We start from the raw sequence: 25,514 nt of genomic DNA, 5'->3' as shown, positions 1-25,514 counted from the left end.
AGATACGCGTTGGATGTGAAGGTACTCAGTTGATGCTCGAGCCGATCCGCGACGGCTCGAAGCCATCCTTGCACAACCAGCCCTGGCAGTTCAGCCAGATCAGGAACGCCTTGCCGCGCAGGTTTTCTTCCGGCAGCAGGCCCCAGAACCGGCCATCATCGCTGTTGTCGCGGTTGTCGCCCATCACCAGGTACTTGCCGGCCGGCACGGTCCACTGGCCCTGGCCGCGCGGATAGTCGGTCTCCAGCACCGTGTGGGTGCGGCCCGGCAGGTGCTCGAGCAGCAGGTTGGCGCCCTCGCCCTGGCCCTTGTGGCCGGCGTAGATACCCTTGTTGTCATACTTCAGCGGCTCGCCGTTGAGGATCACGCCGTCGCCTTCGAAGACCACGGTGTCACCCGGCACGCCGATCACGCGCTTGATGAAGTTCTCGCCCTTGGCCGGATCGTTCTCGCCATGGCCGGGGAAGTGGAACACCACCACGTCACCACGCGACGGCTCGCCAAACGGCACGATCTTGGTGTTGCTGATCGGCAGGCGCAGGCCATAGGAGAACTTGTTGACCAGGATGAAATCGCCGATCAGCAGGTTCGGCATCATCGAACTGGATGGAATCTTGTACGGCTCCGCAATGAAGCTGCGCACGACCAGCACGATCGCCAGCACCGGGAAGAACGCACGCGAGTAATCCACCAGCACCGGCTCGGAATCGAGCAGGCCCGCGCGCTGGGCGCGACGCTTGGCGAGGTACAGCTTGTCCGCAAGCAGGATCAGGCCCGAGGCCAGGGTCAGCACGACCAGGAGGATCTCAAACAGTTTCATTCAGGGTCCTTTGCAACGTCACCAGACGACCGGCCCCGCAGGGCCGGTGCGGGCTTACTTGTTGTCCATCTGCAGCACGGCCAGGAACGCTTCCTGCGGGATCTCCACGCGGCCGACCTGCTTCATGCGCTTCTTGCCTTCCTTCTGCTTTTCCAGAAGCTTCTTCTTGCGCGAAACGTCGCCACCATAGCACTTGGCCAGCACGTTCTTGCGCATGGCCTTGACCGTGGTGCGGGCGATGATCTGCGAGCCAACGGCGGCCTGGATGGCCACGTCGAACATCTGGCGCGGGATCAGGTCCTTCATCTTTTCGCACAGCTCGCGGCCGCGGCGGTCGGCATGGCTGCGGTGCACGATCAGCGACAGGGCATCGACCTTGTCACCGTTGATCAGCACGTCCACGCGCACGAACGGGCCCGCGTCGAAGCGCACGAAGTGGTAGTCCAGCGAGGCATAGCCACGGCTGACCGACTTCAGCTTGTCGAAGAAGTCCAGCACCACCTCGGCCATCGGCAATTCATAGCTGATCTGCACCTGGCTGCCCAGGTAATTGATGCCGATCTGGCTGCCGCGCTTTTCTTCGCACAGCTTGATGATGTTGCCGATGTACTCCTCGGGAGTGAGCACGTTGGCACGGATGATCGGCTCGCGGATCTCCTCGACCTGGTTCACCGGCGGCAGCTTGGCCGGATTGTCCATGTTGATGATCGAGCCATCGGTCTTCAGGACCTCGTACACCACCGTCGGCGCGGTGCTGATCAGGTCCAGGTTGTATTCGCGCTCCAGGCGCTCCTGCACGATCTCCATGTGCAGCATGCCCAGGAAGCCGCAGCGGAAGCCGAAGCCCATCGCCTCGGAGCTTTCCGGCTCGAAACGCAGCGCGGCGTCGTTCAGGCGCAGCTTGTCCAGCGCTTCGCGCAGGTCCGGGTAGTCCTCGGCGTCGACCGGGAACAGGCCGGCGAACACGCGCGGCTGCATTTCCTGGAAGCCCGGCAGCGGCTTCGGGGCCGGGTCGCCGGCCAGGGTCAGCGTGTCGCCGACCGGCGCACCGTGCACGTCCTTGATGCTGGCGGTGACCCAACCCACTTCACCGGCCTTCAGCGCCGGCAGCACCTTGCGCTTCGGGGTGAACACGCCAACGTTGTCGACCTGGTGGTTGCGGCCGGTGGACATCACCTGCAGCTTGTCACCGGCCTTGATCTCGCCCTGCATCACGCGCACCAGCGACACCACGCCCAGGTAATTGTCGAACCACGAATCGATGATCAGCGCCTGCAGCTTGTCGGTGTCGCGCGGCGCCGGCGGCGGGATGCGGTGCACGATCGCTTCCAGCACATCCTGCACGTTCAAGCCGGTCTTGGCGCTGACCGGCACCGCGTCGGAGGCGTCGATGCCGATCACGGCCTCGATCTCGGCCTTGGCGCGCTCGATGTCGGCGGTGGGCAGGTCGATCTTGTTGATCACCGGCACCACTTCCAGGCCCTGCTCCACCGCGGTGTAGCAGTTGGCCACCGACTGCGCTTCCACGCCCTGGGCGGCATCGACCACCAGCAGCGCGCCTTCGCAGGCGGCCAGCGAGCGGCTGACTTCATAGGAGAAGTCGACGTGGCCGGGGGTGTCGATGAAGTTCAGGTGGTAGGTCTGCCCGTCCTTGGCCAGGTACGGCAGCGACACCGACTGCGCCTTGATCGTGATGCCACGCTCGCGCTCGATCGGGTTGGAGTCGAGCACCTGCGCTTCCATCTCGCGGGCCTGCAGGCCACCACAGAGCTGGATGATGCGGTCGGCCAGCGTGGACTTGCCGTGGTCGACATGGGCGATGATGGAGAAGTTGCGGATGTTCCGCATCGAATCAGAAGACATAGGTGGCGGCGGCGCGCGGCGTCGTCAGGGTAACGGTCGATTATCGCATGCCCGGCGCCCGCCCGCGAAAACGGCCTCATCGAGCCGGGCCCGGAATGCCCGAAGCCCCGCCGGGGCGGGGCTTCGGGGGAACCACGTGGCCGCCGGGGCGGCCCTGCACCGGCCTTATTGGCCAGCCTTGACCGCTACGAACGCGCTGTTGCCGCTGCCGGTGCGCACCAGCAGCATCACTACGTCGCCCTTCTTGTAGCTGGACAGCGCACGGTTCAGCGCGTCCACGCTGCCGACCTGGGTGCTGGCTACCTGCAGGATCACCATGCCCGGAGACAGGCCCGCATCGCGGGCGCCCTGGCCCTTGACCCCGGTGATGCGCACGCCCTCGCCCGATTCCAGGCCCAGCTGCTTGCGCTGCGGCGCGGTCAGGTCACTGACGTCCAGCCCCAGCAGGGCGTTGGCGCCGGCCTGTGGAGCCGCATCGCTGTTGCCGGCAGCCGGGCCACGCGAACTGGCCTGCGCATCTTCGGTCAGTGCGGTCAGGGTGGCGCTGAGGTCGCGCGGCTTGCCATCGCGGATCACGCCCAGGGTGACCCGGCTGCCCGGTGCCATCGCGCCGATCAGCGGGGGCAGGTCGGACCAGCTGTTGACCGGCGCGCCGTTCACCGAACGGATCACATCGCCGATCTTCACCCCGGCCCGGGCTGCAGCCGAGTCCGGCACGATCTGGTTGACCAGGGCGCCGCGGCTGTCCGGCAGGCCCATCGCCTGCGCTTTCAGGCCGTCGATTTCCTGCACCACCGCGCCGAGCTGGCCACGGGTGACTTTGCCGGTCTTCTTGATCTGCTCGACCGCGCTCATCGCCAGGTCGATCGGGATCGCGAAGCTGATGCCCATGTAGCCGCCCGAAGCAGAGAAGATCTGCGAGTTGATGCCGACCACTTCGCCACGCGTGTTCAGCAGCGGGCCACCGGAGTTGCCCTGGTTGATCGCCACGTCGGTCTGGATGAAGGGCACGTAGCGCTGGTCCGGCCCGCCGGTGCTGCGGCCAAGGGCGCTGACCACGCCGGCAGTGACCGAGTGATCGAGGCCGAACGGCGAGCCGATCGCGACCACCCATTGGCCCGGCTTGAGGGAGTTGGAGTCGCCAACGCGCACGGTCGGCAGGTTCTTGCCGTCGATCTTCAACAACGCGACGTCGTACTGCTGGTCGCTGCCCACCACTTTCGCGGTGAACTCACGGCGGTCGCCCAGCTTGACCTTCACCTCGCTGGCATCGGCCACCACGTGGTAGTTGGTCAGTACATAGCCATCGGGCGAGATGATGAAGCCCGAGCCCATGCCACGGCCCTTGATGCTGGGGCCGCCATCCGGCCCACCCGGCCCCTGCCCGGGCATCGGGAAGTCCGGGCCGAAGAAGCGGCGGAAGAACTCCGGCATGTCATCGTCGCCCATCGGGCCGCGGGCGACCTGGCGGTTGTTGCGGACGATGGTGGTGTCGACGTTGACCACGCCCGGGCCGACCTGTTCGACCAGATTGGTGAAGTCGGGCAGGCCGCTGACCAGCGGCTGCGCCGGTGCCCGCGCTGCTGCAGCTGGCGCAGGCTGGGTCTGCGCGGCAGGCGCGGGGGCCTGTGCGCAGGCCACCAGGGGAAGGGTCAGGGCCAGCAGACCCATGGCCTGCGTGCGGAGTCGGGGAGTCATCGGACGGCAACCTCCGGATCGGATGGAAAGAGGAATACGGACCCCGCCGGCGGCGGGGCGTGAAAGCGCCCGGCTCAGTCGCGCGGGCGCGGCGGCACCGGCAGGTCGTCCTGCAGGCGCGGCTCGAACGGATAGAACGCCGCGCCGCCGGCATGGGCCGGGAAGCTGGCATTGAGTGCGCCACCGGCAGCGGGCGCCAGGCTGGAGCGCGGCCACGGCCGGGCCTGCAGTCCGCCCACCTCGCCGAACGGCAGGTTGCGGCTGGCGTTGGCCGGCACGGTCGGGGTCAACGGCGCCGGCGCTGCGGCGACGGCCCGTTGCGGGGCCTCGTCGCGCTGGGCGGCACGCGCAGCCTGCTGGGTACGCGTGGCGCTGGCACGGCGGGCGTCCTGACGACGGCTGGAAGCGGCCATCGCCACAGCCGGCGCAGCAGCCACGGCCATCGCGGCCGTCTCCACCGAAGCCTCGGTCACCGGGGCCGGCGCGGTGGGCGCCGGCGCCAGCTCCGCCTGGCTGGCGATCACCTGCGGCGCCAGCGGTTCACCCGGCGTGGCCTCCTTCAGCTTCTCGCCGCCGATGAACAGCGCGACGGCGGCCACCGACGCGGCCAGGGCGGCGCCGCCGCCCCAGGCCCGCCAGCCATTGCGGCGTACCTGGCGACGCGGCTCGACCTGCGGCGCCGGTTCGGCCGCGATCGCGGCGGCCACGGCCGCGCTGAAGCCGGCCGGCGCCAGCGCCGACGCCTGCCCGCGCATCACGTCGCCCAGCAGCTGCCAGCGTTCCTGGCATCCGGCCAGCTCGGGGTCGTGCTCCATCCGGCGCAGCAGGAAGCGCGCTTCGTCGGCGCCCAGCTCACCATCGACCAGGGCCGACAGCTGCTCGCGATGGCGCTGGTCCAGGCGCTGTCCGGCGGGCGATTGGTGGTTCTGCGATTCGTTGAACGGTTTACTGGTCATACGCGGCTCTTCTCACGGGTGGCGCTGCCGATGTCCAGCAGCGGCCGGAGTTCGGTGTCGATCGCCTCGCGCGCCCGGAAGATCCGTGAACGCACCGTGCCGATCGGGCACCCCATCTTCTGCGCGATATCCTCGTAGCTCAGGCCTTCCACCTCGCGCAGGGTGATTGCCGACCGGAGTTCTTCCGGCAGCGCGTTGACGGCCTTCATTACCGTCTGTTCCAGCTCCTGGCGCATCAACTCGCGTTCGGGCGTGTCGGTGTCGCGCAGGCGGGTACCGGTGTCGAACTGTTCGGCGTCGCCGATGTCGATGTCATCGGTCGGCGGCCGTCGATTGTGTGAAGCCAGGTAGTTTTTGGCGGTATTCACGGCGATTCGATGCAACCAGGTTGAGAACTGGGCGTCGCCACGGAAACTCCCGATCGCGCGGTAGGCGCGGATGAAAGTGTCCTGGGCGACGTCCTGACATTCGCTCCAGTCGGCGATGTAGCGACCGACCAGGGCCACCACCCGATGCTGGTACTTGCGCACCAGGACATCAAAGGCGGCACTCTCGCCGTGCTGCACGCGCCGGACCAGTTCCAGATCCAGCTCCTGTGGTGTATCAACCTCGGCCATGAGGGGCCGCACTCCTGTCAGCCCAACCGACGTCGGGCAATGAGACTGCCAATCCCGGGAAAAGTTCAGTCGCCGATCACCTGGCGCCGCACCAGCTTTTAACCACCGTTCCGTTAGCGTCCCGGTCCACGGCCATGGATCCGGGGCGCCACTCCCCTGCTATTGGGATTTGACGCGGGGGAAACAACCTCTGGATCATAGCCGCTTCTCCATACACAACCGGATGGAACGTCCATGCTCTCAGGCTTCGATGGTCTCCGCTTCAGCCACTGGCACCCCGAGATCCGCGACGACGGCGTGGTGGTTCTCTCCCTGGATCGTCAGGACAGCAGCGTCAACGCCATGTCGCAGGACGTGCTGCTGGAGCTGGGCGACCTGCTTGAGCGCATCGCGCTGGATCCGCCCAAGGGCGTGGTGATCCAGTCGCTGAAGAAGGCCGGCTTCATTGCCGGTGCCGACCTGAAGGAGTTCCAGGAGTTCGACCGTCGCGGCACTGTCAACGACGCGATCCGGCGTGGCCAGGCCACCTACCAGAAGCTGGCCGAACTACCCTGCCCGACCGTGGCGGCGATCCATGGCCACTGCCTGGGAGGCGGCACCGAACTGGCGCTGGCCTGCCGCTACCGCGTGGCCTCCAACGACAGCAGCACCCGCATCGGCCTGCCGGAAACCCAGCTGGGCATCTTCCCGGGCTGGGGCGGCAGCGCCCGCCTGCCGCAACTGGTGGGTGCACCGGCGGCGATGGACATGATGCTGACCGGCCGCACCCTGTCGGCGTCGGCCGCGCGGGGGATCGGCCTGGTCGACAAGGTGGTGGCGCCGGCGGTGGTGCTCGACACCGCCGTCGCGCTGGCGCTGTCCGGCACCGCCCGCCCGTTCAAGCAGCGCGCGATGGCCTGGGCCACCAACACCTGGCTGGCACGCCGGCTGCTGGCGCCGCAGATGGTCAAGCAGGTCGCACGCAAGGCGAAGAAGGACCAGTACCCGGCGCCGTACGCGCTGATCAGCACCTGGCAACGCAGTGGCGGCAAGCCGATCCAGGCGCGTTTGGACGCCGAGCGGCGCGCGGTGGTGAAGCTGGCCAGTACACCGACCGCGCGCAACCTGATCCGCATCTTCTTCCTCACCGAGCGACTGAAGGGCCTGGGCGGTGGTGATTCCGGCATCCGTCACGTGCACGTGGTCGGCGCCGGCGTGATGGGCGGCGACATCGCCGCGTGGGCCGCCTACAAGGGCTTCGACGTGACCCTGCAGGACCGTGAGCAGCGCTTCATCGACCCGGCCATGGAGCGCGCGCAGGCGCTGTTCGCCAAGAAGGTGCGTGACGAGAGCAAGCGCCCTGCCGTGGCCGCGCGCCTGCGTGCCGATCTGGAAGGCAACGGCGTGGCCGAAGCCGATCTGGTGATCGAGGCCATCATCGAGAACCCCGAGGCCAAGCGTGCGCTGTACCAGACGCTGGAACCGAAGATGAAGCAGGACGCGCTGCTGACCACCAACACTTCGTCGATCCCGCTGGTGGAACTGCGCGATCACATCCAGCGCCCGGCGCAGTTCGCTGGCCTGCACTATTTCAACCCGGTTGCGCAGATGCCGCTGGTGGAGATCATCCATCACGACGGCATGGCGCCGGAGACCGAGCGTCGCCTGGCCGCGTTCTGCAAGGCGCTGGGCAAGTTCCCGGTGCCGGTGGCCGGCAGCCCGGGCTTCCTGGTCAACCGCGTGCTGTTCCCGTACATGCTGGAAGCCGCCACCGCGTATGCCGAGGGCATTCCGGGCCCGGTGATCGACAAGGCCGCAGTGAAATTCGGCATGCCGATGGGCCCGATCGAACTGATCGACACCGTGGGCCTGGACGTGGCCGCAGGCGTCGGCCGCGAACTGGCGCCGTTCCTGGGCCTGCAGATTCCGGCGGCCCTGCAGACGGTGGAACAGGACAAGCGCGGCAAGAAGGATGGCCAGGGCATCTACACCTGGGAGAACGCCAAGCCGAAGAAGCCGGACGTGGCCAGCGATTACCAGGCCCCGGCCGATCTGGAGGACCGCCTGATCCTGCCGCTGTTGAACGAGGCGGTGGCGTGCCTGCACGAAGGTGTAGTGGCCGATGCGGACCTGTTGGATGCGGGCGTGATCTTCGGTACCGGTTTCGCGCCGTTCCGTGGCGGCCCGATCCAGCACATCCGTGCGGTGGGTGCCGATGCGATCGTCGAGCGGTTGAAGGCGCTGCAGCAGCGGCATGGCGACCGCTTCGCCCCGCGCCCGGGCTGGGACAACCCCGCCCTGCGCGAACCGGTGGTCTGAGTTTATCGGCCGGGCCTGCGGCCCGGCACCCGCCGAGGCAACGTCAAATGCCACAGCAGAAGCCAGAGCCAAAGCGGCTCTGGCTTTTCTGTTTGTTGGGCGGGGCGGTGTCGGGTTGCGGGGACGCCGTAAACCCGTCCTTGGGGGCTTGGCCGCGGCATCCATGCCGCGGACACCCCGCAACCCGACACCGCCCCGCCCCTGACAGTTCCCCGATGACGGTGGGTCAGCTGCGGTTGCTGTAGGTGTCGACCTTGGTCGACACGCTTGATCCACGCCATGCGTGGATGCGAGCGAAGCGACCGGCGTTTGCTTTTGATTTTCTTTTTTCTTCTCCGTGGCTGGACAGCACACGGAAACTGTCAGAGGCCGGGCGGGTGGGTGGCGCAGGGGCGTGAGCCGCATGGATGCGGCGATCGAGCTTACATGGACGTACTTGCAGCGTCCCCTGCGCCACCCACCCGCCCGGCCAATCGCGGCTTTTGATCTTGCTTCTGCCTTCAGCGACCAACCCCACAGCCACGAGGGGCTGCGCCGTTGGCTGGAACAACCTGTTACCCATACGGGGCATGTACCCGTCACAGCTGCATGCGATGCTGACCACCTGATCCCTGCCAGCGAGAACGCCCGCATGACCACCATCATCGCCCCGCGCGTGCACGACATCGGCGGCCTCGAAGTCCGTCGCGCCGTCCCCACCCTGCAGGCGCGCAGCATCGGCTCGTTCGTGTTCGTCGACCAGATGGGCCCGGCACTCATGCACCCCGGCACCGCCATCGACGTGCGCCCGCATCCACATATCGGCCTGGCCACCGTGACCTACCTGTGGTCGGGCGCGATCGGCCACCGCGACACGCTGGGGTCGGACCAGGTGATCCGTCCCGGCGACGTCAACTGGATGACCGCTGGTCGCGGCATTGCCCATTCCGAGCGGACACCGCAACCGGACCGCGCCCACGACAACCCGATCCACGGCATGCAGACCTGGGTGGCGCTGCCGAAATCGCACGAGGAAATCGAACCGGCCTTCTACCACCATGCCGCGGCTACACTGCCCGAGCAGCGCCGCAACGGTGCCTGGCTGCGGGTGATCGCCGGCCGCGCCTATGGCGAGGAATCGCCGGTGAAGGTGTTCGCCGATACCCTCAACGTGGCGATCGATCTCGACCCGGATGCGGAGATCGATATCGATGACGGCCACCGCGAGCGCGCGCTGTACATCCTCGAAGGCGACGCACAGCTGGATGGCGTGGACATCCCTGCACAGCATCTGGTGATTCCCGAGGCCGGCGCACGCGGCCGCCTGCGCGCGAAGACGCCGGTGAAGGCGATGCTGTTCGGTGGCGAGCCGCTGGATGGCCCGCGCCACCTGTGGTGGAACTTCGTATCCAGCTCGAAGGAGCGCATCGAGCAGGCCAAGCACGATTGGGAGGCCGGCCGATTCGGCACCATTCCGGGCGACGACAAGGAGTTCATTCCGCTGCCGCAGTATTGAACATCGCGTGTTGCACACATCCGAGGGTGTATCCCTGCACCCGGCGTTGACGCTACAGTCACCCGCTGAGCACTGAAATGTGACATAAATCACACTTTCGCCCTCAAAGGAGTGCAACACATGAGCATGGGTAAACGCTTGTCCGCCGAATTCCTCGGCACGTTCTGGCTGGTGTTGGGCGGCTGTGGCAGCGCGGTGCTGGCCGCCAAGTTCGGTGGCGACGGCAATCCGCTGGGTATCGGGTTCCTCGGCGTCGCCCTGGCCTTTGGCCTGACCGTGGTGACCGGCGCCTATGCGTTCGGCCATATCTCCGGCGCGCACTTCAATCCGGCAGTCAGCGTCGGCCTGTGGGCCGGCGGCCGCTTCCCGACCAAGGACCTCGTGCCGTACATCATCGCCCAGGTGGCTGGCGGCCTGCTGGCCGGCTTCATCCTGCTGCAGATCGCGTCGGGGGCCAGCGGCTTCGCCATCGATGGCAGCCAGGCCGGTGCGTTCGCCAGCAATGGGTATGGCGCGCTGTCGCCTGGCGGTTACAGCGTGGCAGCGGCCTTCCTGTGCGAAGTGGTGCTGACCGCCGTGTTCCTGATCGTGATCATGGGCGCCACCCATGGCAAGGCGCCGGCTGGCTTTGCGCCACTGGCGATCGGCCTGTCGCTGACCCTGATCCACCTGATCAGCATCCCGGTCACCAACACCTCGGTGAACCCGGCCCGTTCCACCGCCGTGGCCTTCTTCGCCGGCAGCGGCGCAGTAAGCCAGTTGTGGCTGTTCTGGGTCGCCCCGCTGCTGGGCGGCGCGATCGGCGGCATCATCTACAAGTGGATCGGCAACGACCGCTGAGGCCTGTGCGCACCATTGCGGCCGACCATCGGCCGCAATGGTTACGTCTGCAACTTCGATTTGTGCGATCGCTCACGTTCCGTTAAGGTTGAGTTGACCGTCCGTGCACACGCCGGGCGGGGCGGCATCCGGGGATGGGATGCCACAGCCGCCAGTCCATCTGGTGGAGCCACACGACCGACCACCTTGGGGGATGCATGAAGTTCGCGCCTGTAGTGTTGTCGAGCCTGCTGTTCGCCGCGGCCCAGGCTGCTGCGCAGGCTCCCGCGGAATGTCCTTCGTTGCCGGCCAGCAGTGGCCTGCAGTGGCAGCAGCAGGTGTTGGCCGACCTTCTGGTCTGCCGCGCCAGCACCGGGGATGGACGCGAGGTACTGAGCCTGATGCTCAGCGCGCGTGACCCCAATATTCCGTTGAACCGGGCACTGCGCCAGGAAAAAGGCAGCTTCGGCGGTGAAACGCTTTACTGGTACCAGCCCGATCTCGGTGGCCAGCAGCCGCCCGGCTATGCCGAGCGCCGCATCAGCGTGGTCAAGCTGGACAAGAAGCGCTACGCGCAGATTTCGCTGTACCCGGACAGCGCCCAGGAGCTGGGCTCGCTGCAGCAGTTGGCGCAGGGCATGAGCCTGACCCCGTCAGCCGTGGCCGCGGGGCGCTGAAGGTGACGGGGATGACTGCCTGGCAGCATCCCCGCATTATCCGACTCGCGGGACGTCCGCCGGGCGTGGCCCGGCGGCGTTGCCGGCTTCTTTCGACGGGCCATGCCCGGCGCAATCCATCAGAACTTGCCTTCCTGGAAATCGACGAAGGCCTGCATCAGTTCCTGCCGCGTGTTCATCACGAAGGGGCCATGGCGCATCACCGGTTCGCGCAGCGGACGGCCGGCAACCAGGATCAACCGCGCGCCTTCACTGCCCGCCGAGAGGTGCAGTTGCTCGCCTCCGCCCAACACTGCCAGTTCCTGGCGTGCAACGTCGCGCGCAGCGTCCTGCTCGCCCACCGTCAGCCCGCCCTCGAACACGTAGGCAAAGGCGTTGTGCCCTTCCGGCAGCGTGTAGGTCCAGGCCCGATCAGGCGCCAAGGTGATGTCGAGGTAGAGCGGATCGGTGGCCGGTTGCACGATCGGACCCCGGGTGCCGTCCACGCTGCCGGCAATCACCTTCACTGTCACACCCGGCTCCGGCTGCACCACCGGAATCCGCTCGGGCGCGAATTCCTGGTACTTCGGGTCAGTCATCTTCTCCTTTGCCGGCAGGTTCACCCACAGCTGGAAGCCGCGCATCTGCCCGCTTTCCTGCTCGGGCATCTCCGAATGCACCAGGCCACGCCCAGCGGTCATCCACTGCACGCTGCCCGGGGTCAGCAGGCCTTCGTTGCCGTGGTTGTCGCGATGCCGCATGCGCCCGTCGAGCATGTAGGTGACGGTCTCGAAACCGCGGTGCGGATGTTCCGGGAAGCCGGCGATGTAATCCTCGGCGCGGTCGGTTCCGAATTCATCGAGCAGCAGGAACGGATCCAGATCGGGCAGCGTGGGGCCGCCGATGACGCGGGTCAGGCGCACGCCAGCACCGTCGGAGGTGGGCAGGCCACGGATGGTGCGCAGCACGCGGGCCGGTTCGGGAAGGCTCATGGCGACTCCTGTTGGATGGATGCCAGTGAAGATGGACGCCATACGGCCGTACGCCAATGGATGGCGCCGCAACCGATTGTTCCATCCCTGATGTTCGCTGCACGTCAGCACAACGAACGTACGACCAAAGTACTACCGCCGATTCGTCCTGCGCCAATTGACCCTGTCGAAGGCAAGCGGGACTCTTTGACTGTCTTTCCGGGAGAGAGCACCTCATGAAAGGGTTTTCAAAACTGGGCTGGGCGGTACTCGCCCTGCTCGGCGCATTCTGTCTGGGCACCGTGGCACTGCGCCGCGGCGAGCACATCAATGCGCTGTGGATCGTCGTCGCTGCGGTTTCGCTGTACCTGGTCGCCTACCGCTTCTACAGCCTGTTCATCGCCAACAAGGTGATGCAGCTGGATCCGACCCGGGCCACCCCGGCGGTGATCAACAACGATGGCCTGGACTACGTGCCGACCAACAAGCACGTGCTGTTCGGCCACCACTTCGCCGCCATTGCCGGCGCCGGCCCGCTGGTCGGCCCGGTGCTGGCCGCGCAGATGGGCTACCTGCCCGGCCTGCTGTGGCTGGTGGTGGGCGTGGTGCTGGCCGGCGCAGTGCAGGACTTCATGGTGCTGTTCCTGTCCAGCCGTCGCAACGGCCGCTCGCTGGGTGACCTGGTGCGCGAGGAGATGGGCCAGGTACCCGGCACCATCGCCCTGTTCGGTGCGTTCCTGATCATGATCATCATCCTGGCGGTGCTGGCGATGGTGGTGGTCAAGGCGCTGGCCGAAAGCCCGTGGGGCATGTTCACGGTGATCGCGACGATGCCCATCGCGATCCTGATGGGGGTCTACATGCGCTATATCCGCCCTGGCAGGATCGGCGAGATCTCGGTGGTCGGCCTGATCCTGCTGCTGGCCGCAATCTGGTACGGCGGCAAGGTCGCCGCCGACCCGGTGTGGGGCCCGGCGTTCACCTTCACCGGCACCCAGATCACCTGGATGCTGATCGGCTACGGCTTCGTCGCCTCGGTGCTGCCGGTGTGGCTGCTGCTGGCCCCGCGCGACTACCTGTCGACCTTCCTCAAGATCGGTACCATCATCGCGCTGGCCGTCGGCATCCTGATCGTGATGCCGGAACTGAAGATGCCGGCGCTGACCCAGTTCGCCGCCAGCGGTGATGGCCCAGTGTGGAAGGGCGGCATGTTCCCGTTCCTGTTCATCACCATCGCCTGCGGTGCGGTGTCGGGCTTCCATGCGCTGATTTCGTCCGGCACCACGCCGAAGCTGCTGGCCAATGAAGCGCACATGCGCTACATCGGCTACGGCGGCATGCTGATGGAATCGTTCGTGGCGGTGATGGCGCTGGTGGCGGCCTCGATCATCGACCCGGGCATCTACTTCGCGATGAACAGCCCGGCCGCCGTGATCGGTGCCGATGCGGCCTCGGCGGCGCACTACATCACCAACACCTGGGGCTTCACCATCACGCCCGAACAACTGACCGCGACCGCGGCGGCGATCGGTGAACCGACCATCCTGCATCGCGCCGGTGGTGCGCCAACGCTGGCGGTGGGCATCGCGCAGATCCTGCACGAAGCGATTCCCAGTGGCAGCGACGCGATGATGGCGTTCTGGTACCACTTCGCGATCCTGTTCGAAGCACTGTTCATCCTGACCGCAGTGGACGCCGGCACCCGCGCCGGACGCTTCATGCTGCAGGACCTGCTGGGCAATTTCGTGCCGGCCCTGAAGAAGACCGAATCGTGGACCGCCAACATCATCGGCACTGCGGGTTGCGTGGCACTGTGGGGCTACCTGCTCTATACCGGCGTGGTCGATCCGTTCGGCGGCATCCAGACGCTGTGGCCGCTGTTCGGCATCTCCAACCAGATGCTGGCTGGCATCGCGCTGATGCTGGGCACGGTGGTGCTGTTCAAGATGAAGCGTGACCGCTATGCGTGGGTCACCGCGGTACCGGCGGTGTGGCTGCTGATCTGCACCACCTATGCCGGCTTCATCAAGATCTTCGACAGCAACCCGGCACAGGGGTTCCTGGCCCAGGCACACAAGTTCCAGGCTGCCATTGCCAGCGACACCATCACCGCACCGGCCAAATCGGTGGCGCAGATGAAGCAGATCGTGGTCAACGCCTACGTCAACACCGGCCTGACCGCGCTGTTCCTGCTGGTGGTGGGCGCTGTGCTGGTGTATTCGATCAAGACCATCCTGGCGGCACGCCGCAATCCGCAGCGCAGCGACCGCGAGACCCCTTACGTGGCACTGAAGCCGCACGAAATGGTGGATCTGTGATGAGCACGCAACTGGTTCCCGCCGGCCAGTACCAGGCGCACCGCCGCATCTGGCGGCGCCTGGTGCAGACCGCACGTCTGTGCTGTGGCATTCCCGATTACGACAACTATGTCCGGCACATGCTGGAAAAGCACCCGGACCAGGAGCCAATGGACTACAAGACGTTCTTCCGCGAACGCCAGGAAGCGCGCTACGGTGGGCGCAATGGTGGCCGCTGCTGTTGAGGGTTGGGTGCCGGGCTTGCAGCCCGGCGCCCGCAGAGGCAACTGCAACTGCAACGGCGAAAGCGTCGGCTCTGGTTTTCCGTGAATTTGGCGGGGTGGTGTCGGATGGCGGGAAGCCGTAAACCCGTCCTTGGGGGCTTGGCCGCAGCATCCATGCCGCGGACACCCCGCCATCCGACACCACCCCACCTTCGACAGATTTCCGTTGACGGCAAGAAGCATCAGGGGGCAGATCCGTTTCCGCGGGGAAACGGATCTGTCCTTTCTTTGTTCATGGATACCCATGAAGTGCATCCACGCATGACGTGGATCTATCCGGTGGCAGGCAAAAAGAAAGCCGAGCGTGGGCTCGGCTCTGCACGGGGAAAGCGTGTCCACGGCAATTGCCGTGAACACGCAACATGATCGTCAGCTCAGGACTCAGCCGCCGGCCATCCACTTCAGGATCAGGCCGGTGACATACGCCAGCCCGGTGCCGGTGGCATAGCCCACCGTACCCAGCAGCACGCCCACCGGCGCCAGCGTCGGGTGGAACGCTGCTGCCACCACGGGAGCCGAAGCGGCTGCGCCGATGTTGCCCTGCGAACCAATGGCGAAGAAGAACAGCGGCGCGCGCAGCAGCTTGGCCACCACCCACAGCACCAGCACGTGGGTGGCCATCCAGATCGCGCCGAGCAGGAACAGCCACGGCCTGTCCAGCAGCGACAGCAGGTTCATCTGCATGCCGATGCAGGCAATCAGGAAGTAAAGGAACACCGTGCCCAGCCGCGAAGCGCCTGCCGCTTCCAGCCGGCGCGCACGGGTGAAGCTCAGGCCCAGGCCCATCGCCGTGGACAGCAGGATCACCCACACGAACTGGCTGTCCAGGCTGAACTGGCTGGCCCAGCTGATATTGGCCTTGAACCAGCCCGACAGCGGCGCGGCGATGGCGTGGGCCAGGCCGACGCCACCCAGAGCCACGCCGACGATCACCATCAGGTCGGTCATGCTGGGAATGCGCGCGTTCTGTGCCTCGTAGGCGCTGATCCGTGCCTTCATCTCGTCGATGGCGCGGGTATCGGCCCCGTTGCGGGTGTCGATCTGCTGCGCGCGGTTGGCCAGGAACAGCAGGATCGCCATCCACAGGCTGGCACAGGCCACGTCGACCACGGCGAACTGGCCGAAGGTGGTGGCGTCGGTGCCGAACACCTCGCGCATGGCCACCATGTTGGCGCCGCCACCGATCCAGCTGCCGGCCAGCGCGGCCATGCCGGCCCAGGTATCACCGGCCACGGTTTCCGGGTGGATCAGCTTCATCAGCTGGAACGAGACGATTGCGCCGAGCATGATGCCAGCGGTACCGGCACAGAACACGAGCAACAGCTTCGGGCCGAGCTTGATGACGCCCTTCAGATCGATCGACAGGGTCAGCAGGACCAGTGCAGCCGGCAGCAGCACGTCACGCGCGACCGGGTTGTACAGCGAGGTGTTGTGGCCATCGATGACACCGGCGGTGTTGTAGATGGCGGGAATGAAGTAGCACAGCAGCAGCGCCGGCACCCAGGCGAAGATCTTCTTCAACAAGGGGGTCGGACCACTGGCAGCCCAGAAGATCAGGGCCAGAGTGGCGGCGATCAGGCCCAGTCCAACGATATCGTTGCTGATCAGGGCGGTAGCGGGTTCGGTCGGCATGGGATCCTCTGTCGATCGAAAGAGCGGAAAAAAAAGCGCCGCATAAAGCGGCGCAGTTCCAGATTAACACTGTCTTCACGCCGGGTCATGCCGCAGCGCGGAGCAGGTCGGCCGCTTGATCAGGCGGGGCGCGAAGCGCCAAAGTCCAGGGTGACGCGTGTCCCGCGCAGCTCGCAGGGCTGCAACTGCAGTGTCCAGCCCAGGTGTTCACACAGCCGCGCGATCAGGTCCAGGCCGATGCCGCTGCCACGGTCGGCACGCCCGCCGCGGGCCATGCGTGCATGGATCGCCGCGATCTCCTCCGGGCTCATGCCGTGCCCGGGGTCCTGCAGGGTCAGCACCGCCGACGGACTCAGCTGCAGTTCGATATGGCCGCGACCGCTGTTCTCGATGGCATTGCGCAGCAGGTTGCCGATCGCCGCCTGCACCACCGCCATCGGCGCGACGATATCCACCGGCGCGGCCTGGATACCGATGCTCAGGTCCTTGTCGCCGAGGAGGTGGCGATGGTCGTCGACGATCTCCGGCAGCAGCTGGTCCAGCGCGATGCGCTCGGCACGCGCCGCCAGGCGCGCCGGATCGCGCGCCAGCACCAGCAGCAGCTCGATCAACTGCTCCACGCTCTGCGCCGTTCGCAACACCCGCTGCATCTGCTGGCGGGCGCGCTCGGGCAGGCCCGGTTGCTCCAGTGCCAGTTCGGCGGCACCGGTCATCACGGCGATCGGCGTGCGCAGTTCGTGGCTGGCGGTGCTGATGAAGACCCGCTCACGCTCGACGAACTGCTCATTGCGGTCAAGGTAATCGTTCAGTGCATCGGCGATGGTATGCAGTTCGGAACTGCCGCGTGGATCGACCTCGATGCGCTGGCCCTGCACGCCCGGCCGCAACGCGGCGATGTGCTGTGCCAGCAGGCTCAGCGGGCGCACCATGCGTTCCATGCCGAACGACGCCATCAGTACGGTGACGAAGATCATGATCACCCCGGCCAGCATCACCCAGCGCGTGGCGAACTGTTCCAGGTCATGAAAATCGGAAATGTCCAGAACCAGCGCGACCCGGCCCATCGACTCGGTTTCGCGCACCATCACCGCCGTCTCACGGCCCTTGATCATTACGCCGTCATGCAGCCCCGGATGCAACGTACGCAGAGCGTCGGGCAGGTTGACCGCATCGAAGCGATACAGGCTGAGCGTGTCCGAATCCTGCCAGCGGTAATGCGGCTCATGCTCGACGTGCTCGACGATGCTGTCCAGTTCGGAGTTGAGCAGTGCGCGCCAGGCGGCGTGCTCGGCATGCTCGTGCACATAGTTGCCAACGCTGAACACCGCCAGTGAAAGCAGCGCCAGATAGCCCAGCAACCACCACACGACCCGACGGTACAACGGGCCCGGCTTACGCGCCTTCATCGTCATCCTTGCCGGCATCGCTGGTGGAACTCACCGCCAACCGGTAGCCCACCCGCGGCAGCGTGTGGATCAGTTTCTTGGCGAACGGGCCGTCGACGCTGCGACGCAACTCGTAGACGTGCGAGCGCAGCAGGTCACCATCCGGCGGCTCATCGCCCCACAGGGCGAACTCCAGCTGCTGTCGTGTCACCGCCCCCGGGCTGGCCCGCATCAGCACTTCCAGCAGTTTGCGGCAGGCCGGGTACAGGTGCAGCAGCTGGCCCCCACGCTGGGCCTCCAGCGTTGCCAGATCCAGTACCAGGTCGCCCACCTGCAGGCGCTTGCGCGGGTTGCGGCCCTGCGCACGCAGCAACAGCGCCTCCAGCCGCACCTCCAGTTCTGGCAGCGCAAACGGCTTGGTCAGGTAGTCGTCGGCACCGGCGCGGAAGCCGGCGATCTTGTCCGGCAGCTCGTCACGCGCGGTCAACATGATCACCGGCACCTCGGACGCGTGCTCGGCGCGCAGCCGGCGCAGCACTTCCGGCCCCTCCATGCGCGGCAGCATCCAGTCCAGGATCACGGCGTCGTAAGGGTGGCTGCCGGCCAGGTGCAGGCCGGTGATGCCATCCGGGGCCACGTCAAGCACATGCCCGCGCGACTCGAAATAGTCGAACAGGTTGGCTACCAGCTGGCGGTTGTCCTCGATCACCAACAGACGCATGCACGAAACACCCACGGAAGTTCGTACCATGGTAGCGCCGCGCATGTCGGAATGCGGTCGCCCCGGCCCCGCTCTGACGCTTTTCCCACCCCTGCCACCTCAGAATGGCCGTTTTGCTCCCGGAGCCTGCCGTGCCCGTAGCCCTGCCCCGCCGTTGGCGCCTGCCCCTGTTGTGGCTGTTGATCGTTGCTGCGCTGGCAGCGGGGATCGGCCTTCGGCAGCCGCAGCCGCCGGACGAGCCGCGCTTCGTGCTGGCGGCCCGGACCATGGTCGAAAGCGGGCAATGGCTGCTGCCGCACCGGGGCGTGGAGCTATATGCGGAGAAGCCGCCGGTCTTCATGTGGCTGCAGGCGGCGGCCTACGAGATCGTCGGCAGCTGGCAGTGGTCGTTCCTGCTGCCGTCGCTGCTGGGCGCCCTGCTCAGCCTGTGGCTGGTGTCGGATCTGGCACGCCGGCTGTGGTCACCGCGGCATTCCCTGTATGCCTTGGCGGCGCTGTTCTGCACCCTGCAGTTGGGGCTGATGGCCAAGCGCGCGCAGATCGACATGGTGCTGGTGGGCATGACCACGGTGGCCCTGTGGGGCCTGATGCGCCATCTCTGCGAGCGCCGCAACCTGCCCGCACTGTGGCTGGCGGGTTTCGCGGCCGGCCTGGGGACAGTGACCAAGGGTGTGGGTTTCCTGCCGCTGTTGATGGTGCTGCCATGGTTCGGCTGGTGGCTGTACCAGCGTTGCCGCGGCCTCAGGGGGGATGGTCCGCACCCGGCAACGCTGCTGTGGCTGATCCCGGCCTTCCTGCTGGGCGTGTCGGTGTGGCTTGCGCCGCTGGGCTGGGCCCTGCTGCACACGCCCAGCGCCGAACTGCAGGCCTACGCGCATGAGCTGTTGTTCAAGCAGACCGGTACCCGCTATGCCAACGCCTGGCACCACCGCCAACCGGTCTGGTACTACCTGCAGGTGATCCTGACCCTGTGGCTGCCCGGCAGCCTGTTGCTGCCGATGCTGTTCAGACCCTGGTGGCGCCGCCTCCGCCGAGGCGACCGCCGGCAGTGGCTGCTGCTCGGCTGGGCCATTCTGGTGCTGGTGTTCTTCAGCGCCAGCCCGGGCAAGCGTGAGGTGTATGTGCTGCCGATGCTGCCGGCAATGGCACTGGCGGCGGCGCCACTGCTGCCGGGCCTGCTGCGCCGGCTGTGCGTGCGCCGCTACCTGTTCGGCTACAGCGTGGTGCTGATGCTGGCCACCGGCGTGCTCGGCGTCATGCTGTTGACCGAGCACCCTTGGGCCCTTGCGCAGCTTGAGCGCCGGGCAATGCCCGATACGCTGCTGCCGGTGCTGGGCGATGGCCTGCTGACCTTCGCCATCGCCCTGGCCACGCTGATCGTGTGGCTGCGGGTGCGCCGCGCCGCAACGCTGGTGCTGCTGACCCACGGCATGCTGTGGATGCTCTACGGCCTGGTGTTGATTCCGGCGCTGGATCCCTACGCTTCGGCATCGGCGCTGATGCGCCGGGTCGGCGCACGGATCGGGCCGGACGCCGAACTGGCGCTGGTCGCCTGGCGCGAGCAGAACCTGCTGCAGGCCGACCGCGCGGTGCGCGAGTTCGGCTTCAAGCGGCCTTGGGCCGAGCAATGGCACGATGCCGGCCCCTGGCTCGCCGAAGCGCCGGACAAGCGCTGGCTGCTGGTGCTGGACGATGCAATGAGTCCCTGCGTGGACCCGGCCAAAGTGATCGACATCGGCATGGCCAACAGGAATCGTTGGCAACTGCTTCCCGGCTCCGCGTGGAACCCGGAATGCCACGCCGAACGGACAGGATCGACCGCAGACGAAGACTGAACGTTGACGTGCGCCGGGGAGTCATTAACCCGGCGCGAACGGGCGTCCGACCCTTCTCCGACATCAAGGTGACGAGCATGAGCGCGGATTCCCGAACCGCCCCTTCCCAGCATGCCCGTTCGTCCCATTGATGCGGTTGCGCCGCCTGCGACATCGCCACTGGCGTCAAGATTCGCCGTAACTCACTTCTGGCTGCCTGTCGCAATCGGTCTGCCCCTGTTTACGCTGCTGATGGGTTTCGGCGGCGATCAATGGGTCGCCGATCACCTGTTCCGTCTTGAAGGTGGCCACTGGGCGTTGCAGGACGCCTGGGTCACCCGCACAGTGGTGCACAAGGCCGGCAAATGGCTGAGCACGTCGGCGGCGCTGGTCGCGATCCTGTTGTGCGTGCACCACTGGCGCAAGGGAGGCGATCGCACCCTGCGATGGGCGCTGCTTTATGTCGTAATTGCCATGGCGCTGGGGACGGGCGTGATCTCCCTGCTGAAGGCCCTGGTGCCGATGGAATGTCCCTGGGACCTGCTGCGCTACGGTGGCCATCAGCCCTATATCGGCCTTTTCACGCAGCGCCCGGCCGGAATGCCCGCCCAGGCGTGCTTCCCTGCCGGCCACGCCAGCGCGGGCTATGCGTGGCTGTGCCTGTACTATTTCGCCCTGCTGTGGCGCCCGTCGTGGCGCTGGGCTGGGTTGTGGATCGGCCTCGGCACCGGCCTGGTGTTCGGCATCAGCCAGCAGCTGCGCGGCGCGCATTTCCTTTCGCATGATGTTGCCACCGCGTTGATATGTTGGCTGCTGTCACTCGGCCTGTACCTGATCGTCAAAGGCATCCTGATCCGCCATCCGCTGGACCGTCCCAACCGCCAGGAAGCAAACGCATGAGTGCATCGGTCCAACGCCCCGCCGGCCCTTCTGCGTTGGCGGGTCTTCGCCACTGGCGGCCACAGCTGTCCACCGAAGCGCTGATCGCGCTGACCAGCCTGTTCTTCGCGGTGGCCGGCAACGGCCTGTTCTGGCACAGCGCGATGGCCAGCCATCCGGGCAGCCTGCGCTACGCGCTGTCGCTGCTGCTGTTGCTGCTGGGTGCGCACGGCGTGCTGCTCGGCATCCTGGTCTGGCGCTGGAATGCCAAGGTGGTGATCAGCCTGCTGCTGCTGGTGACCGCGTTCGCCGCGCACTACATGGGCCGCTACCACATCTACCTGGATGCGGACATGCTGCGCAACGTGCTGGCGACCGACCCCAAGGAAAGCCGCGAGCTGATGACCGTGTCGCTGATATGGCCGGTACTGCTGCTGGCGGTGCTGCCGATGCTGGTGCTGTGGCGCGTGCAGCTGCGCCGCCGCAGCTGGGGCCGCAGCCTGCTGTGGCGGCTGTGCTTCCTTGCAGTAGCCGCAGTGACCGCCATCGGCGGTGCCCTGATCTCGTTCCAGGATGTCTCGGCACTGATGCGCAACCAGCGTGAAGTGCGCTATCTCGCGACACCGGCCAATGTCCTGTTGGGCATGCCGCGTGCATTGCGTGGCGACAATCCGGTGCAGCGCGCGCCGAAGCTGCCGATCGGTACCGATGCCAAGGCCACCCCGCGCGCGCCGGCCAGCAAGCCGCGCCTGCTGGTGATCGTCATGGGCGAGACCGTGCGTGCGCAGAACTGGGGGCTCAACGGTGGCCGCAACACCACGCCGGAACTGGCGCAGGCCAGCGTGATCAATTTCCCGGACATGCACTCGTGCGGCACCAGCACCGAGGTTTCGCTACCGTGCCTGTTCTCCCCATGGGGTCGTCACGACTACGACGAAAAGAAGATCCGTGCGCACCAGTCGCTGCTGCACGTCCTGGACCGCGCCGGCATCGTGCCGTTGTGGCGTGACAACCAGTCCGGCTGCAAGGGCGTGTGCGAAGGCCTGGACTTCCAGTCGCTGTCCGATGCCACCACGCCGGGCCTGTGCGCCGATGGCCGCTGCATGGATGAGATCCTGCTGCAGGACCTGGCCACCCAGGTGCGGGCCAGGCCCGGCGACCGGGTGGTGGTGCTGCACCAGCTGGGCAACCACGGACCGGCCTACTTCGAGCGCTATCCGGCCGCCTTCGCCCGCTTCAAGCCAACCTGCGATACCCGTGACATCGGCCGCTGCTCGCGCGAAGAGATCACCAACAGCTACGACAATGCCGTGCTGTACACCGATCACTTCCTGAGCAAGACCATCGGCACGCTGCAGGGCATGCAGGACTACGACACGGCGATGATCTACCTGTCCGACCACGGCGAATCGCTGGGCGAAAAAGGCCTGTTCCTGCACGGCGTGCCCTACGCCATCGCCCCGGCCGAGCAGACCCGGGTACCGATGACGATGTGGTTCTCGCCGGGCTTCGCGAGCAGCCGCGGGTTGGACCTGCAATGCGTGCGCAAGCGCTCGACGGCATATACCGACCATGACAACCTGTTCCCGTCGGTGCTGGGCCTGATGCAGGTGAAGACCTCGCTATACGAGCGCGACCGCGACGTGTTCGCCAACTGCGAGAGTTGAGGGTTTGTCGGCAGGGCTGCGCCCTGCACCCGCCGAGGCCACTGCACAAGCAACGGCAACAGCAGAAGCAGGCGATTCGTGGCTTGGCGGGGCGGTGTCGGAATGCGGGGACGCCGCAAGTACGTCCATGTAGGCTTGGCAGCCGCATCCATGCGGCTGACACCCCGCACTCCGACACCGCTCCACCTCTGACAGATTGTCCCGATCTGGTAGATCCACGCCATGCGTGGATGAATTTCCATCGGAATCGAATAGTCGAATTGAATTCGAAAAGCATCCACGCATGGCGTGGATCAATGAAAGGTCGCGGAAATCTGTCGAAGGCGGGGTGGGTCCGGTTGCGGGGGCGTGAGCGCCATGGATGGCGCGACCGAGCCTCCATGGACGGATTTACGGCGCCCCCCGCAACCGGACCCGCCCCGCCAAACCACGGATCGTCCGCTGTTGCTGTTGCTTCGGCTTTGCCGTTGCTTGAAAGCCTCTGCGGGTGCCGGGCGCGGCCCGGCCGACTTCCGCCACTTGCGGTGGCAGCGACGGCCCACTAGCCTTCGGCCGTCGTTCACCACCCAAGGACCGCCCGTGAAACACCGTCATCTCCTGCTGGCCTCGGCTGTCGCCGCCGCCACGCTGGCCCTGGCCGCCTGCAAGAAGGAACCCACCCCAGGCACCGATACCGCCAGCAGCAGCGCCCCGGCCGGCGAAACCGCCGACCAGTTCGTGGCCCGCATCAATGCCGAATTCAAGGCCGCCTACCCGGAGATGACCTCGGCGCAGTGGCTGTCCTCCACCTACATCAACAGTGATTCCGAACGCATCGCGGCCAAGGCCAACGAGCGCTCGCTGACCCAGCTCAACAGCTGGATCGAACAGGCCGCCAAGTTCGACGGCAAGCCGATGAGCGAGGACAGCAAGCGCGCGATCCACCTGCTGAAGCTGATGTCGTCGATGCCGGCGCCGCGCGACCCGGCCAAACTGGCCGAGCTGACCCAGATCGCCACGCGCATGGAAGGCAGCTATGGCGCCGGCAAGTACTGCACCGATGCCAACGACCCGAACTCCTGCCGGCAGCTGGGCGAGCTGGAGCAGGTGCTGGCACGCAGCCGCGACTACGACAAGCAGCTCGACGCCTGGCAGGGCTGGCACAGCACCACCAAGAACATGCGGGGCGACTATCAGAAGTTCGTCGGCCTGGTGAACGAAGGCGCCAAGGGCATGGGCTTCACCGATGCCGGCCAGATGTGGCGCAGCGGCTATGACATGCCGCCGGAGCAGATCGGCCCGGAAACCGATCGCCTGTGGGAACAGGTCAAGCCGATGTACGAACAGCTGCACTGCTATGCGCGCGCCAAGCTGGACAAGACCTACGGCAAGGACAAGGCCGAAGTGGGCAATGGCCTGATCGCCGCGCACCTGCTGGGCAACATGTGGCAGCAGGACTGGTCCAACCTGTGGGACCAGCTGGAACCATATCCGGGTGCCGGCAGCCTGGACATCACCGCTGCACTGGAAAAGCAGTACCAGACCAACCTGAGCGCGGCGCTGGCCAAGGCCGGCAAGGACGCCAGTGTGGCGGCCCAGTACAAGGCGCAGCGCGAAGCCGAACTGCGCACCGCCAAGCAGATGACCGAGCGCGCGCAGGACTTCTACGTGTCGCTGGGCATGCCGTCACTGCCGCAGTCGTATTGGGAAAAAACCCAGTTCATCAAGCCTGACGACCGCGACGTGGTCTGCCACGCCAGCGCCTGGGACATGAACATGGAAGGCGACGTGCGCACAAAGATGTGCATCAAGCCGAACGAAGAGAATTTCACCACCATCTACCACGAGCTGGGCCACATCTATTACGACCTGGCCTACAACCCGCTGCCGCCGCTGTTCCAGGGCGGTGCCAACGACGGCTTCCATGAAGCGATCGGCGACACCATCGTGCTGGCGATGACGCCCAAGTACCTCAGCTCGATCGGCCTGGTCGACGCGCCGACCGAAAGCCGCGAGGCGGTCATCAACAACCAGATGCGCATGGCGCTGTCGGGCGTGTCGTTCCTGCCATTCGGACTGATGATCGACCGCTGGCGCTGGGGCGTGTTCGATGGCTCGATCACCGCCGACAACTACAACAAGGCATGGTGGGACCTGAAGGCCAAGTACCAGGGCGTGGCCCCGGCCAGCAGCCGTGGCGAAGAATTCTTCGATCCGGGCGCGAAGTATCACGTGCCGGGCAACACCCCGTACACCCGTTACTTCCTGGCGCGCATCCTGCAGTTCCAGTTCTACAAGGGCCTGTGCGACGCCTCGGGGTACAAGGGCCCGCTGCATGAGTGCACCTTCTACGGCAACAAGGAAGCCGGCCAGAAGTACTGGGCGATGCTGAGCAAAGGTGCCAGCCAGCCGTGGCAGGCCACGCTGAAGGAGCTGACCGGCACCGACAAGCTCGATGCCGGCCCGATGATCGAGTACTTCACACCGGTCAACGAGTGGCTGAAGCAGCAGAACGAAGGCCAGATGTGCGGCTGGCAGGCCAACGCGGCCCCGGCGGCGAAATGAGAAAAGGGGCGGGTCCGCGAGGATCCGCCCCTGATGTAGCGCCGGGCCGCGCCCACGTGACCGGTGGGCGCCATTGCAGCGAACGCATCGCCATGCGC

The 25,514-nt window shown here is 66.4% G+C and carries 19 protein-coding genes; 10 read left to right on the top strand and 9 right to left on the bottom strand.

Annotation, left to right across the window (positions count from 1 at the left end):
- Positions 1-25: 25 nt before the first annotated feature.
- The 5 genes from lepB to rpoE form a co-directional block, all read right to left on the bottom strand.
- Positions 26-820, bottom strand: a complete 795-nt coding sequence (gene lepB / locus ACTXG9_RS12365; RefSeq protein ID WP_019662168.1) for a signal peptidase I — start codon at positions 818-820, stop codon at positions 26-28.
- Between the two features lie 54 nt (positions 821-874).
- Complete coding sequence (gene lepA, locus ACTXG9_RS12360; RefSeq protein ID WP_019662169.1) at positions 875-2,668, bottom strand: translation elongation factor 4; 1,794 nt, start codon at positions 2,666-2,668, stop codon at positions 875-877.
- 180 nt (positions 2,669-2,848) lie between these two features.
- Positions 2,849-4,381 (bottom strand): DegQ family serine endoprotease, encoded by a 1,533-nt coding sequence (locus ACTXG9_RS12355; RefSeq protein ID WP_019662170.1) that lies wholly within the window; start codon positions 4,379-4,381, stop codon positions 2,849-2,851.
- Positions 4,382-4,455: 74 nt separating this feature from the next.
- Positions 4,456-5,337: a sigma-E factor negative regulatory protein gene (locus ACTXG9_RS12350; protein WP_207049305.1), complete on the bottom strand. Its 882-nt coding sequence runs from the start codon at positions 5,335-5,337 to the stop codon at positions 4,456-4,458.
- A complete protein-coding gene (rpoE, locus tag ACTXG9_RS12345) occupies positions 5,334-5,954 on the bottom strand; it encodes an RNA polymerase sigma factor RpoE (protein WP_019662172.1) in 621 nt (206 codons plus the stop codon). Before rpoE ends, ACTXG9_RS12350 begins: the two co-directional genes overlap by 4 nt.
- A gap of 234 nt (positions 5,955-6,188) precedes the next feature.
- On the opposite strand from rpoE, the gene ACTXG9_RS12340 reads away from it, so the two are divergent.
- The 4 genes from ACTXG9_RS12340 to ACTXG9_RS12325 all read left to right on the top strand — a co-directional run bounded on the left by ACTXG9_RS12340 (position 6,189) and on the right by ACTXG9_RS12325 (position 11,243).
- Positions 6,189-8,252 (top strand): 3-hydroxyacyl-CoA dehydrogenase NAD-binding domain-containing protein, encoded by a 2,064-nt coding sequence (locus ACTXG9_RS12340; protein ID WP_456115766.1) that lies wholly within the window; start codon positions 6,189-6,191, stop codon positions 8,250-8,252.
- 631 nt (positions 8,253-8,883) lie between these two features.
- Positions 8,884-9,747, top strand: a complete 864-nt coding sequence (locus ACTXG9_RS12335; RefSeq protein WP_021203180.1) for a pirin family protein — start codon at positions 8,884-8,886, stop codon at positions 9,745-9,747.
- Positions 9,748-9,867: 120 nt separating this feature from the next.
- Positions 9,868-10,587 carry an aquaporin Z gene (aqpZ, locus tag ACTXG9_RS12330; RefSeq protein ID WP_019338641.1) on the top strand — a complete coding sequence of 240 codons (720 nt, stop codon included), beginning with the start codon at positions 9,868-9,870 and terminating at the stop codon, positions 10,585-10,587.
- Between the two features lie 197 nt (positions 10,588-10,784).
- Complete coding sequence (locus tag ACTXG9_RS12325) at positions 10,785-11,243, top strand: hypothetical protein (RefSeq protein WP_180877973.1); 459 nt, start codon at positions 10,785-10,787, stop codon at positions 11,241-11,243.
- A gap of 119 nt (positions 11,244-11,362) precedes the next feature.
- On the opposite strand, the gene ACTXG9_RS12320 is transcribed toward ACTXG9_RS12325, so the two are convergent.
- A complete protein-coding gene (locus ACTXG9_RS12320) occupies positions 11,363-12,214 on the bottom strand; it encodes a pirin family protein (protein ID WP_019662177.1) in 852 nt (283 codons plus the stop codon).
- A 215-nt stretch (positions 12,215-12,429) separates the two neighbouring features.
- Between ACTXG9_RS12320 and ACTXG9_RS12315 the strand changes: the two genes are divergently transcribed.
- Positions 12,430-14,511, top strand: coding sequence for a carbon starvation CstA family protein (locus ACTXG9_RS12315; RefSeq protein ID WP_019662178.1), 2,082 nt, complete (start codon positions 12,430-12,432; stop codon positions 14,509-14,511).
- Complete coding sequence (locus tag ACTXG9_RS12310; RefSeq protein WP_005410613.1) at positions 14,511-14,735, top strand: YbdD/YjiX family protein; 225 nt, start codon at positions 14,511-14,513, stop codon at positions 14,733-14,735. The genes ACTXG9_RS12315 and ACTXG9_RS12310 overlap by 1 nt, the downstream gene beginning before the upstream one ends.
- Positions 14,736-15,155: 420 nt before the next feature.
- Here ACTXG9_RS12310 and ACTXG9_RS12305 read toward each other — a convergent pair whose 3' ends face one another.
- From ACTXG9_RS12305 to ACTXG9_RS12295, 3 genes are all read right to left on the bottom strand, one after another.
- The gene (locus ACTXG9_RS12305; protein WP_021203179.1) at positions 15,156-16,406 is read right to left on the bottom strand and encodes a DUF819 family protein; all 1,251 of its coding nucleotides are present in this window, start codon (positions 16,404-16,406) and stop codon (positions 15,156-15,158) included.
- Between the two features lie 119 nt (positions 16,407-16,525).
- Positions 16,526-17,812: a sensor histidine kinase gene (locus tag ACTXG9_RS12300; protein WP_021203178.1), complete on the bottom strand. Its 1,287-nt coding sequence runs from the start codon at positions 17,810-17,812 to the stop codon at positions 16,526-16,528.
- On the bottom strand, positions 17,799-18,512 hold the full coding sequence (locus ACTXG9_RS12295; protein ID WP_456115765.1) for a response regulator transcription factor: 714 nt from the start codon (positions 18,510-18,512) through the stop codon (positions 17,799-17,801). The genes ACTXG9_RS12300 and ACTXG9_RS12295 overlap by 14 nt, the downstream gene beginning before the upstream one ends.
- Positions 18,513-18,616: 104 nt before the next feature.
- Between ACTXG9_RS12295 and ACTXG9_RS12290 the strand changes: the two genes are divergently transcribed.
- The 4 genes from ACTXG9_RS12290 (at position 18,617) to ACTXG9_RS12275 (ending at position 25,416) form a co-directional block, all read left to right on the top strand.
- Positions 18,617-20,347: an ArnT family glycosyltransferase gene (locus tag ACTXG9_RS12290; RefSeq protein ID WP_456115764.1), complete on the top strand. Its 1,731-nt coding sequence runs from the start codon at positions 18,617-18,619 to the stop codon at positions 20,345-20,347.
- Positions 20,348-20,458: 111 nt separating this feature from the next.
- The gene (locus ACTXG9_RS12285; RefSeq protein WP_021203176.1) at positions 20,459-21,226 is read left to right on the top strand and encodes a phosphatase PAP2 family protein; all 768 of its coding nucleotides are present in this window, start codon (positions 20,459-20,461) and stop codon (positions 21,224-21,226) included.
- A complete protein-coding gene (locus ACTXG9_RS12280) occupies positions 21,223-22,872 on the top strand; it encodes a phosphoethanolamine transferase (protein WP_206621876.1) in 1,650 nt (549 codons plus the stop codon). The genes ACTXG9_RS12285 and ACTXG9_RS12280 overlap by 4 nt, the downstream gene beginning before the upstream one ends.
- Before the next feature lie 579 nt (positions 22,873-23,451).
- Positions 23,452-25,416, top strand: coding sequence for a M2 family metallopeptidase (locus ACTXG9_RS12275; RefSeq protein ID WP_206621877.1), 1,965 nt, complete (start codon positions 23,452-23,454; stop codon positions 25,414-25,416).
- Positions 25,417-25,514: the final 98 nt, after the last annotated feature.

The organism is Stenotrophomonas maltophilia group sp. LNF247, from assembly GCF_054083135.1.
The sequence above is the reverse complement of the archived record's forward strand: the minus strand, read 5'-3'. Positions and strand labels throughout refer to the sequence as shown.